Raw genomic sequence first — 12,508 nt, forward strand, 5'->3', positions numbered from 1 at the left:
GCGGGCGGGGATGATCGCAAAGAATCGGCAGCGGCAAAAGACAGAACTCCTTCAGTGATAAAACATAAACCAAACGAGAGGGCCGCCTTGGCAGCATCGATTTCTCCTTGAGAGTAACGTTTATACCGCGAGATAAAGACCCAAGTGTCCACTCTGATGGGGTGCATGCCAGCAACAATTTTGGCCGCCTCAGGGCCTTAATAGCTTGCACGACGGCAGCATGGCATTAGAGAACAAAGAAACCGATTTATTGATGGGTTCCTCAAATAAAATCCCATCATGGCACCAATAATATCCCCTAGCACCATTCTAGAACTCATCCAATCAATGACCACGGCCTGGGATATCGCTACCAGTTTTCCAACGATGAGATAAAATGCCAGCCCTACAACCAATGTAGACAGTAACGGGATGAAAATACCAGTATCAGGCTTTGCATGCTGGACGGTAGTTTAAGAAAACGTCTTATCGCTAATATCACATAGCCGACGAGAAATCCCGCAAGCATGCCTCCCAAAAACACAGCCTTAATTTCCAATGTGATAAAACTCAATACAATACCTGACGCGATACCCAATCTTTCCGCAATAGAATAAGCGATGCTCTAAGTTAAAACCAGGACTACCAGTCCCATTGTTACTGCCCCAAGTTGATTGATAAATTAAAGTACCGTCTAGGTAGCATTGGCAACAAAATGGCCAACACAGATTTTTACGATGGTCATATATAATCCGGACACAACTACCGGGATAATATAAGATATTTTAGTCAGCATGTATTTTTTACATTAACACCGTAAGTCATATTATCGCCTCATCAGTCATATTAGCTATTATTAGCTGTCAAGAGTTGCACATATACTTCTTCCTTGCTTAGCAAGCTTGCAACCTGCAATATCATTTTCATAAATAATTTTTATATTTCTTGTTTACCATAAATAATAAAATCACTTTTACCTGGTCACTGTCCAAAGAGTTCAAATTAATAGGTTTATCTAACAAACCTATGGTAATACAGGTATAGGTGATAAAATCGGATTTACGTGGTGGATAGCGATATAGCCGCTTCCGCTGGTTTTTCCCTTACGCTCACGTTGATAGATGTCATAGATAAACCACTCACTATTTTTAACTGCACCATATTTTTGCAATAACTCCGCCAGCATACTAATCTCTTATTATTTATTTTTCTCTGGCATATTTCCCTGTATAGCATTTTTATTAAAAATATATTGAAAGTATCATAATGATAACCCTAAAATTAATAGAATAATGATGCTATGTAATTACTCAACGGCATTCAGAAAGCTTGTAAGATCTGCAATCGAAAAGGGGCTTCATCATCCCCTTCTGCTATAATGATAGTTTTATCATTATAGCACGCCACTATACTCAATACTAAAGTAATAATTTTGGCATTTAATATTTCCCCATCATTTTCTAACGTTATTTTACTTGTAAATATTATAGATTTATCAACGAAATCTACTGCTTGCCTGGCATGTAATCCTTCTTCACTCCGAATAATCAATTCGTAGGTTTTCATATTTTCCCTATTTCTTTAATGTAAACTGATAAAAATAGAGATAGAATTCCCTAGGGATCTTGTATTTCCGTAGCGATTTTATCGCACACTCATTGTCTACCAAACACGCCAACATCAAATAAAAACCTGCAATATTGCTATCTATTTTTCCGTCAGAGGACTTTTTGAAGGTTACTAACAACAATAACATCGCATGCACGTCTCTCCAGCCAACAGGCAGGATGGAAGTTCATGCTAGGGAAATAAATTTATTTTAACCAAAACAGGGTCGCCGTGGGTTAACAACCACGCCCACGGCAATCTCCGTGGAATATAATTTTTCTTTCGCGAGAATAGATTGGAGATAGCCTTGGTCAATAAGACCCTACCGCAAGACGGCATGACATAGGGTGGTCAACACTGTCTCTTTGTCTACCGAATCTCCGATGAAGAAAGTCATTTCCTGCAATATATAAGATTGAAAACGCTGCAAGGTCCCATTGCCGTGTGACTTGATACTTTCGAGAATCTTACTCTTCTGTATTTTTCAACGGAGTTCTTAATGATGGAGAGATCATAGGGCGGCAGCATATCATTAACCTGCACCGTGGTTTCTTTCGGCAAATTCACCGGAATGGTAGTGACAACTAATTCACAAAAATTGTTATCAAGACTGTGCAATTCACTGACAGACAATACATCAACAATCAAAACCTGCGTGATGGCACACATGATTTTCTGCACTACAAATTGTGAAATGCTGATGCCATAATTACACACGTTCGCCGAACGTATTTTTTCATCGACAAACTTTGTGCGTTTTTGATGTAAAGCGTTATGAAACCAATTTAATGATCTAAAAAGATAGTACTATATTATAGTTCATGTAGATGAATGAAATATTCCACCTCAAGGAAAAGATCGAGATAGGAGAGTTTTACTTACCGCACCAAAAACTAGGCTGATTCTGTCTCAATATTACTCATATTAAATTTTATCCTGAAAAATTATTTTTTCATGATCAGTATTAGCAACCGTGATAATAGCGATTTATCGAGCACCATCTCACTGCTAACAATATTGCTTATAGAAAGAGTGAACTACTGGGTGACTGCCATAATAGCCGGTGGCGTTAATATCACCTGTTCTATGAGATTTTTCTATTTAATTTTAGTGAGTTAACAGATGAGTAAACATGCTGTTATATGAGTAAACATGCCGTTATGTAGTGACGCTCTAGAGTCGTGCAACAGCCTACGGCTGCAATCGGCAATTTCTGGCAGAAAAGACATCACAATTTCCTGTTCTGGACAAGCATCGCTATTTTATAGATAAGCCTGTGGTAACAGGGTGGCAGGATAGCGTCTACCCTAGCAGCCGATTACTAGTAACAGATTGACCACTAGCCATATAAAGGCATCATAGGTGTAATGAACGAGATAATTGTTCTCTATCTTACCCAGAATTTGTATCATAGGATCAACATACACTATTTCCATTTTTACAGCAGCTTGATAGTCAAGTAATAACTGTCATCAAAGGATACGTGGCGCCTTTCTTAATTTTCTTCCAGCGCAGCAGAATCTATTTTTAGTTAGCCTTTTAGTTCAAGGTATGAGTGCCAATATACTTGACGTAGAGCTGCTTCTCCCCTATCCAGGAAATAATAGGAATCGCATTTCTCAATGCCTTATATCGAACTGAGCTAAATATTACTATGCCTCTATTAAATATTTTTAATCCGCTTCTATCTAGATATGCACCTTCATACAACTCCTGCAATGACACTTTCGGCAGTGTTAGCAGCATCACCAGGACCAGCGATGATCGACTTTTAATACAATTATCTATATGATGGTCAATGAAAGTGGCTGAAATTTTATCAAAAGCGGCTCTATTCATATTAGGATAAAACCCCTTTATTAGTCTTGGCGACAAACTTGCAATATTATGATGATGGATTTCATGACCAATGATATTAATCCCGCTTCTCACCATTTTTCCGAAAATGAAATCTCATCGGCTATATCTTTTACCGTGATAAAATTCCTGAATATCCACAGGAGTTCAATTATATTTCTTTGTAGGACAGTAGATAGCATCACGATATTTACCTATTCACCATAAGTTCATCATTTTTGCGCTCAATTCAATGCTAAAGTCACCTTCTTTCTTTAATATTCAGAATTAATATTACTATCCTGCCTAAGGATAACAAAAAACTTAATAGAATAATATTCTCCAATTAGGAATATTTTTCCATATTCCGGAGATCGCGATCATGTTTTAGTCATTATTCTTTGGTATGATAATTTGTGATAAAAATCACGTTTTATTTTGATAAAACGCCAAATATACAATTGTTCTTCATAGTTTTAACCATTTTAACAGGCGATATTGTTCGCTAAATCATAAAAACGGATACGCTGGACTGACTCATTTTTTTCTTCGCTACGATCAAACCACAGTCCGGTATCCACTTTCCTCATCGCGCGAGGTAAGTTTTTTTGAGTGAGTAAGTGATAGGTGCATAAGGGAAAGACGGGTTGACTAGCGGGCCTGAGAATAGGCCAATAAGCGGGAAACGATCAGTTACAGGCGAAGCGACTAGGCATAGAGGGAGGGAGTCAAAGCAAAAGGAATGGGATAACCCAATTCATTTTGGCAAAATAGCCTGCTATGATGACCACTTTTTCAAAAAGATATTGGCATTGACGCCGCTAAAGCCGAATCGGTTCGATAAGGCATAGGTCATCGCCCAGCTTATCGCACTGCACTGCCGCTGGCTTGAATCTTGTCAGCGGCAGCGGGGTCAGAGGAATGGGTAAAATTAAGAGTAGCAGCACTCTCTCGTTCCTCAACGCAAGCGCAGCAAACAGCATTTCTATACTGCCTGCCGCGCCTAGTTAGATGCCAGTGGCTAATTTTGTCGAGTTGAGCGCCAGGCTGCCTTCTTTTTCGCCAAAAAATCGCTTTTATAACATTAATCTCTCCCAGATCGCCTAACATCGTCGAGGTAGCATGGGCATTGATACACTGCACTTACTCGGGGGCGATTGCCGCCTGACGCAAAGCCAGCAACATCGCGCGGTAAGCGCCGTCGATATCTTCCCCGGCCCCAGCGTCATACGGTATGCATTGGCGCTGGTACCGTAACCGACAATCTCGGCGATAGGCCGCGTGCCGCGCTCTAGGGCATTCTCCTCCAGTACCTTTATAACTAGCAGATCTGCATCTTCCCCCATGACAAATCTCTCGGGGTCGCGATCAAACGGCCGGGAGGCTTGTTCAGACAGAGCGTTAAAGTGGATTACCACGGCGAGAGTCGCAGCGAATCCCCCAGGATGACGCTATTCATCGCCGACTCGGTACCCTGCACAACGCGATGTCCAACTTCATAACAGTTAATTAAACGCACGGCATCGCCGATGATGGCCTTTATACCGACGGAAAGGGCGGTCACCAGGGCGCAAATCTGCCCCTTGAAGTTGTATGTAATGGAAACCTGACCTGCTTCCAGATTCTCTAGAAATGAATGAAGGAATAGTAAAGAACAGTAAACAGAGATAACCTCCCGGGCCCCGACTATCCGTCACCCGAACCGCGTTGGCGATAGCTGGAAGGCTAAATATCCCTGTCACAATCACGATAGCGGTCCGATCCTGCTGCTGCCAGGCGGCAATCCATCCCGACTGATTCAGCGCTTCTTCAGCGTCGGCGAGCCGAGAAAAGCTGTCCATCTTTTTCTGATCTCTTATCGCCACGACTCTTTTGGGAAAAGCCCTCCAGCAGATCGGCGGTGATATTGGGAACGCTTCCATTAATTTTAGCAATAGCTCGCAGATATCCTCTGGCAGCGCGTGGATTCCGGACTTGCTCGCCAGTAATCTTGACCAGACGGTTTCCACGTCATAGCCTAAAGGCGATACCCTCCCTCCCATCCCTGTAACAGGGATGGGAGGGTATATTATAAATTCCTAACGTTAGGCGTACCAGAAAGGGGTTGGAGGACGTATCTTACCTGTTTTTAGCTACCGTTTATGCCATCTCCAGCTTTTGTCTCCGGTACTACTCTAGCATGAGGTTATCCAGGGCCAACCTTCCCTTACCGGTAAGATCCATCAAGGCAGGAATAACCGGCAGTCCCGTTTGTCAGTGTACAGGTATCACGGCGACATCGTTACAGGCGAGCTGCGTATTTTCCCAATACAGCAACGTGATGAGTACCGGAAAAGGTATTCCCATGCGGCGTAAACAAGTATTCATGGCACAGCAGTCTGCTTTGATAAGGTAAAGAATGCCGAGCTGTACCAAATATTTCAGCCGTCGAATAAGCATCTTATCTTCGATGATCACAGGCTTTGCTGAAATTCATCAAATTTTATCAGACTATGAAAAGCATCGCGCAGGACGAGAATGCTCCACCACTTTCCTGCCAATTCTAGAGATTGTGCTATCAGGCAATCAATTTTATCGAAACGTGTTCGTTGCTATGATCTGCGCGAGAACGTCCAGTCCTTTAAAACCGACGGACGCCCCGCCTACACCGACGGTAAGCGTTGTGTAGATGAGCTTGCCACGGTATTGACGGTAACCCGCGGACATCAGACGACAGTGGTCAGCTGGTCACTGGGGGGAGGAGCAGTCATATGTAATTATCTGGTGTATTATGGCGATAGCCGGTTAGCTGGTGCACTATATGTCGATGGCGTTATTAAATTGAACCCCTCGCAGTAGATTCCGCCGCATCTGCGTGTTTGTCACGATCTGACCTCGGCGCTAAATGGCAAACGCTGCCGTCAGGGTGACATAGTTAGCTAAAAATGGGATGGTTAGTCCCCTCCAACGGTGCCATTGTACAGTTTCATTGAACTATGCCACGACCGATAAGAGCGTTGCCGCGATGTGGCGCGTGGACTCGTGTTGACAATGATTTCCGCCAGGACTTGATAGCTATCGGTAAACGTCGTGTGGTCTGAATAAAACATCTTAAACTGACGAAATCCGGGAAAGAACTGTGGGTAGGGAGGTGTTCCACTCGCGCGTAAGGATAGCGGTTCAATACGATAAGCCAGCCGCTTATCCTGGGCAAAGGCGTCAAGTCATGCAGCTGTCCGAGGAGTAACATGAAGGTGATTTCCTTTAAATTAACGCTGTAAACGATTTCAATCTCCGGAATAACCGGGCCCACTGACTGCCAGCATGGGCGGCGATTTCACATAGCTTTAAATCGCCATGCCGCCGGTCCTCAAACAACTTCGCGTGAAAAACAAAGTCTTCCAGCGAATGTAGTCCTGCAATAACCTGTTCAACGTAACGCATTAGCGACACAGCAATGGTATAATCCTCTGCCAACATGCTGCTGGCAATAGTCTCTCCCTCACTGCTGAAACCTCATGCAGGGCGTAAGATATCACGAAGGAGAAATAAACTTGATGTCGCCATCCAATATTAGCTCGTCGACATGGTACATATCCCCATCGATAAAGGTTTCGACCATGACATTAATCATGTCTTCCAGCGCGCTTTTCAAGCCGGTTTTCAGCCGCTGGTAAAGCGCGTCATCATTTTCTAATGGTAATACCCAGCACCCGTCGGGATCAACGAGGTTTGGCCAGTACCGGATAACCGTTGTGCTTTACGAAGTTGATAATATCCAGAACATTATTAATCAGCGCAAATGCCGGAACGTCAATATTAGCTTCGCACAGCGGCATCTTCATGAGACCCCTTTATCGCGATGATCCCGGATAAGCAGCCAGCACCGACGGACTCGGCGACCCCATTATTCGGGCAATCAACAGGGCAAATCCACGCACGCCGATAACTCGGTCAAATTGCACCACTCAATGAAGCTTCTAGGCATTGTAGTAGATAAGATCATCGTTATTTTCCGTATCCAGCGAGATAATGCTGACATAACTGTTTTTATCTTGGTAACTGCCATTTTTCAGTGATGCCCCGGTGGTCATCAAATAATACTCATAAAGCCTTAACTACTCCACCACCGGGTTTGACAAATCGGTTTCACAATCAATAATCAGGATCTTCATCAGCGACATCGATGCAGACAGGGGTTCAAGGGGAACGGCTTTCACGGGTACAGAATCGCCCATTTCTCTCGCTACCACATCACACTAATGCATAGGCAGTAGGCTAAAAAACATGACCACAATGTTTCGAATCACATCGTACTGTAGCAGACATAAATAGCCAGCGGAGGACACGACCATCCATTGTATTGCAATGGGCAATTTGCCCATCTGGCAGTATAAACTGGCACCTAAACAGGGAAAATTTAAATATCTGTACAAATACCTCAAAAAAAAACACGCTCGCAGGCCGCCGCGTCACGCGTAATAGACCGGTTTTTCCGTCGAGCAGCGCAGCATCGTGGAGGAAAAACGACATGACAGTGATCGGAGTTGACAGCAGAAATTGCACGGCGAACAGAGTGATGCCACCAACAGCGACGCATTTCCCCAACAGCTTGCCTCCCGGCGTTGGCCGGCGCCAAGGGATTTGCTGATGAATGCCGCTGTGGCTATACCTATACCGATAAGCGGTATGACGCTAAACAACATAATATTATTCAGCACAGTGATTATTGCCAGCGGCGTAGTTCCTATACGGCTAGCGATAATAAAAATTATGGCGCAGCTGCCGGAAAAGAACAGTTTCTGTATGCCAACATACAAAGAAAGACTAACGATGGGTTTTAGCTAGGTGATTAAAAATCCGATGATATAGAAGCGATATTCCGCGTCTAACAAACGTCCGATAAGAAAAAACAGTAGCGTCTCCAAATACCAGGCCAACGACGGTCCCTAGGTAGTCTCCCCTAATGCCGAGACCCGCCTAAACAAAATGAGTAGCCGATAATAAAATTGTACAGATAAATGCCGACGATAATGAGTAGACTGAAACGGTTTTCTCATATCATATACTGCCAAATTCCAAGAGAAAGATTGTATGCAGCTAATCGCCGGCGACTAGCACATCACAGTGTTTGTAAGCAGATAATACAATTTTCCTCTATTCTACGTCCGTCACTACTAGCTGAATACCGCCGGGGAAAAACAGAATGGCCAGAATAATCACGGCGCCGACCAACAGCGCGATCACACAAGTGCTGTGCAGCGGATCAATTGTCTGCCGCCCCTGGCGGGCGCTGAGATTTCGCGCAACCAGTGTGTGTACGCTAATCGTGATACCGATTACCGCGCTAGTAAACAGGAAAAAATAAAGTTGCACAGCCCAATCCCTACTGCTTCGATAGCGGAAACGCTTACTCCGCCTATGATAAATATATCGACAGACTGTTCTGACTTTGCTAAAGCATCAACAAAATGAGCGGTACAGCCGACGACAGGCTACCTGCTGATAAAGGTAATTAATATTTGAGATAGCTATCTTAAGGCTCTACAACTGTGGTGCCGGGAAGCCGTAATAAAACTAGCAGGCTATTGCGGTCGCTTTCATGGCCGATGGAAGCGCGTATCCAGCCTGGCATACCGAATAGCGCACAATCACGCACCTGGGTCGTGTTAGTTCGGGCGTGGGCCAGCAGAGATTCACTGCCGTACAGCGGCTTAAAGCAGATAAAATTGGCGACGGAAGGAATATAATGGATCCCCGACACATTAAACGCCGTCATAATCTCTCGTAGCCAGCCCCACGTGCGCGGGCTACACGGTAGCGTCCACCGCACCCAGTATTAGCACCTCCGCCGATAGTAGCTGGGCGAAGCGGTTAATCAGGAACGGGAGCGCCTGCGCCGACGACCGGGCCACCCACCGCGGCGAACATCGGCAGGGCCTGCGGCAAATCTTGACCTTGAGCTTAGCCAGGCTGAACGCTTTAGAAAACATTCTCAGCATTATCCGCCCGGGGTGCGCCCTGGCGTATCGCCGTCAGGACCGAGAACAGCTCTCTTCGCTAGCAAAGTGAATATAGGCTTCATCAATGATGGGAACAAATCGTGCCGATTCATACATTCGATGAACATTATTACCGTCTGTCTATCTATTACCGTTCTTACCGGTAGGATTATGTAGATTACATAAAAAAGCTAGCGACACGCCATGAAAGAACGGCCCGTTACCGGTAAGTCTGAAGGTCGCACTGTTCGCCCGCTGCATTGAAAAAACGTCAGGTAAATTAACAAAATTTTCATCCACCCCGTTTCCCATATCAGCAGCTGGCCGGGAGATAAACGATAATAATGGGCTATCTTTTTCATGGCTATCCGGTTTTCCAGATCAGAATAAATACTGATGTGGGCAAGCTCTTCCTCAAAGCAGGTTTACATAGGTTGGATGACCTTTGAATTAGTCTCTTTGAGATGTATACGGTGCTTGATATGCTGATCACAGGTATTATAGGTATGTAATTTAGTCATGCAGCCCATCGATGCTTGGTATAAAACACCGAAATAGAAACTGCCAAAGCCGGCTTTCCTGATAATAAATTGATGAGTTGCGCTGGCGGGAACATGGATAACTCTGGGAGATGAATACGTTTTCACGTCACCTTATATATTGATGTCAATAACGACTTCGCCGGAGGTCCGGTTCCGGCGAGGTAAGCAAATAAATTTCATCAACCTCATATCGATTCAGCTCCGCAACGGGTTGCCTTATCCGTTGAGAAATATCTCATTCCACCAGTTCAAACGGCAACCTTCCTAACATGTTCTCTGTCATAAAATAAGGTACCATCTGGTGATGGCCCTTGAAGTTATGTAAAATAAGCAGCTGGCAATACGCTTTCTACTGATCCATATCATCCTCATTGCAAAATAAAAAGATAGGTATTGATGATATTCAGATAGTGTGTCTCCATTATGTTTAACCCTGTAGATGAGAAATAATTTTCATAGCTTCTTTTTCTGAAAAGTTTTATTTTAATCAGGCTATGAACATATTCAAAATCGTAAAAGAATATAGGGCTTTTATCAGTCAGTATTTACTCTTCCGACATAAATATATCGGCAATTAGGAATTTCCTGTTGGGAAATGTACTGCCGATTTTTTTGCAATATCCGTATCGGATCTTCAATATTGAAGAAATGATGCATCATCATGAAAGTTATTAAGGTATCGGCACACGAGAAACGCTGCTGCAATACGGAACCATCTACCGCTTGCAGGACAGGACATTCTGATTATAAAGCTTGATTCTCTCTTACAGGCCATGGCTTAAGGATATTGCGCTGCGCCTCGTCAATGTCCTTGGCCCTAACATCGATGCCGATCCCGGTCACCTCCGGGAACACCTTAAACAAGATGATCAGTGCTCTGACATTGCCGCTATCCAGATCGGCAACTCGTTTGATCGGGTGCCAGCGAAAATCGGTGGTGTTGATGCCCCACATAAAGGACTAATTTGCCAAACGCGACCCCTGCGCCACGTTGCTGCCATCAACGATGGTATAATAATATTCTTCCTCGGCAGCGACTTAGAAACAGAGATTTATGTATCGTCCTAAAATTCAGATTTTCATGATTCGTAAACGATTCTAATACGCAGGTTTTAACTAGATAATAACACACATGCGACCCGATATATCTATTAAATAGATTTTAAATCTGAATAATCTCTCCTTGTGACGGATATATATCATCATATACTATGTCATAAATCCCATATTATGGGAATAATATTAAACCAAGCTGTCAACCTTTTTGTTCATAAAATACCTTTCCGGCATTATGGTGTTTTCTATCATAAGTACAGCAGATGCCCTGATTACTATTTTTCATGTCGTCATCACCCTACGCGACGATGCTTTAAAGGACATCGGATTATGGTAAATAAAATATGTGAACATTGCAACACATAAAATAATAAACCGCACTGTTATAGAGGTTGGTGTCAAATACATATTTCAAAGAGATAAATTAGGCTAATAGTGATTTCTCTATAATCGTTAGGATGTTATAACAAAGGAAATAATTAACACTGACGATCACTAGTTTATATTTTCGTCTGGCCGCTTTGACCGCTTATCGCTGCCTGCATCGGTCGTAGACATTGCAGGGTTACACGCGTTGGCTGGGTTTCCTGCTAGAGAAAAAGTCACCTTTAGACGTGGGAATTGGCAACTTATCCTAATGTCATGTTTCTAACAATATTCATCAATACTACTAAATTGATAAAGCCATGCTGTAGATTGAAGTTGTAGGCTTTCTATTAATCTATTTTGTCGATGTAAACTGTAGACAGATATAAACACACCCACTAACAATGCGAAAATGAAATTCATGATGACGACCTCAATATTATGGTGGCAAGACGTGCTGATTCCTGCGGATATTGATAATAACGAATGCAGAGTCTGGCGATACTATGGACTAACGCAGAGCATCCTTGATGGACATCATTTAACAGTACAACTTCACCCTGCATCACATCGCCCGCAGAATTTTTCTGATGCTTCATATGCTTAAGTAATAGTGAGGCCTCCCGATATTTTAAGACGGATTGGAGAATAAAGAATCTTTCTTTATTATCGCTACGTACGCATCCCAAGCTTAGGAAAAATAATAAGTATGCCAAAATTACGGAAAAAATGTCAATTATCAGTTTTTATATCAACCACTTATCCCGCAACCGACGGGCATCATCGGTTTTTGACAAAAAGAACGTCATAATTTCACATTCAGCTCATTGAATTAACATTGGCCGCGACTTCTGTGCACTCCGCCGAAGGGTTTCAAGCGGGGGTTTCGCCACGTTCAGAGTAAGAGTGCCAACTCAGGCGATTGAGGAAAAATAAAACGTGCGCTGAAAAGACTTAGGTGGCGTTGTCTGCACCGGCGGGATAAAGAATATCCAACTTCGAAGGAGGGGTAGACGAGCTACCCTGGCGGACGTCAGCAGTTAAAAAAGAGAGGAAATAATAACTGGCAAGCAATATCGTGGAAAATCATAGCCGTGACCGCCGCGTGAGGTGCGATCGTGTCTACATCATTACCAGCGG

Annotated in this window: 10 protein-coding genes; 1 reads left to right on the forward strand and 9 read right to left on the reverse strand. The window is 43.5% G+C overall.

Annotation, left to right across the window (positions count from 1 at the left end):
• Positions 1-1,003 precede the first annotated feature (1,003 nt).
• The 4 genes from BG74_RS13095 to BG74_RS19195 all read right to left on the reverse strand — a co-directional run bounded on the left by BG74_RS13095 (position 1,004) and on the right by BG74_RS19195 (position 5,465).
• Positions 1,004-1,165: a PTS sugar transporter subunit IIA gene (locus tag BG74_RS13095; protein ID WP_187202621.1), complete on the reverse strand. Its 162-nt coding sequence runs from the start codon at positions 1,163-1,165 to the stop codon at positions 1,004-1,006.
• A 134-nt stretch (positions 1,166-1,299) separates the two neighbouring features.
• Positions 1,300-1,545, reverse strand: coding sequence for an HPr family phosphocarrier protein (locus tag BG74_RS04675; RefSeq protein WP_066596949.1), 246 nt, complete (start codon positions 1,543-1,545; stop codon positions 1,300-1,302).
• Between the two features lie 2,742 nt (positions 1,546-4,287).
• The gene (locus tag BG74_RS19590) at positions 4,288-4,533 is read right to left on the reverse strand and encodes a hypothetical protein (protein ID WP_369678510.1); all 246 of its coding nucleotides are present in this window, start codon (positions 4,531-4,533) and stop codon (positions 4,288-4,290) included.
• Between the two features lie 395 nt (positions 4,534-4,928).
• The gene (locus BG74_RS19195) at positions 4,929-5,465 is read right to left on the reverse strand and encodes a beta-ketoacyl synthase N-terminal-like domain-containing protein (protein WP_305809573.1); all 537 of its coding nucleotides are present in this window, start codon (positions 5,463-5,465) and stop codon (positions 4,929-4,931) included.
• Between the two features lie 475 nt (positions 5,466-5,940).
• Here BG74_RS19195 and BG74_RS13100 point away from each other — a divergent pair, with 475 nt between their 5' ends.
• On the forward strand, positions 5,941-6,261 hold the full coding sequence (locus BG74_RS13100; protein ID WP_187202622.1) for an alpha/beta hydrolase: 321 nt from the start codon (positions 5,941-5,943) through the stop codon (positions 6,259-6,261).
• 1,613 nt (positions 6,262-7,874) lie between these two features.
• Here the strand turns inward: BG74_RS13100 and BG74_RS10745 are convergent.
• From BG74_RS10745 to BG74_RS04725, 5 genes are all read right to left on the reverse strand, one after another.
• Positions 7,875-8,222 carry an MATE family efflux transporter gene (locus tag BG74_RS10745; RefSeq protein ID WP_073961082.1) on the reverse strand — a complete coding sequence of 116 codons (348 nt, stop codon included), beginning with the start codon at positions 8,220-8,222 and terminating at the stop codon, positions 7,875-7,877.
• A gap of 337 nt (positions 8,223-8,559) precedes the next feature.
• Positions 8,560-8,778 (reverse strand): hypothetical protein, encoded by a 219-nt coding sequence (locus tag BG74_RS04710; protein WP_066596959.1) that lies wholly within the window; start codon positions 8,776-8,778, stop codon positions 8,560-8,562.
• A 160-nt stretch (positions 8,779-8,938) separates the two neighbouring features.
• Positions 8,939-9,181, reverse strand: coding sequence for a hypothetical protein (locus tag BG74_RS04715; protein ID WP_066596961.1), 243 nt, complete (start codon positions 9,179-9,181; stop codon positions 8,939-8,941).
• 31 nt (positions 9,182-9,212) lie between these two features.
• Entirely contained in the window at positions 9,213-9,395 is a 183-nt protein-coding gene (locus BG74_RS04720) for a hypothetical protein (RefSeq protein WP_066596962.1), read from the reverse strand.
• Between the two features lie 1,295 nt (positions 9,396-10,690).
• A complete protein-coding gene (locus BG74_RS04725; RefSeq protein ID WP_066596963.1) occupies positions 10,691-10,900 on the reverse strand; it encodes a hypothetical protein in 210 nt (69 codons plus the stop codon).
• Positions 10,901-12,508 lie beyond the last annotated feature (1,608 nt).

The sequence above is a fragment of the Sodalis-like endosymbiont of Proechinophthirus fluctus genome, assembly GCF_001602625.1.
Lineage (GTDB): Bacteria > Pseudomonadota > Gammaproteobacteria > Enterobacterales > Enterobacteriaceae.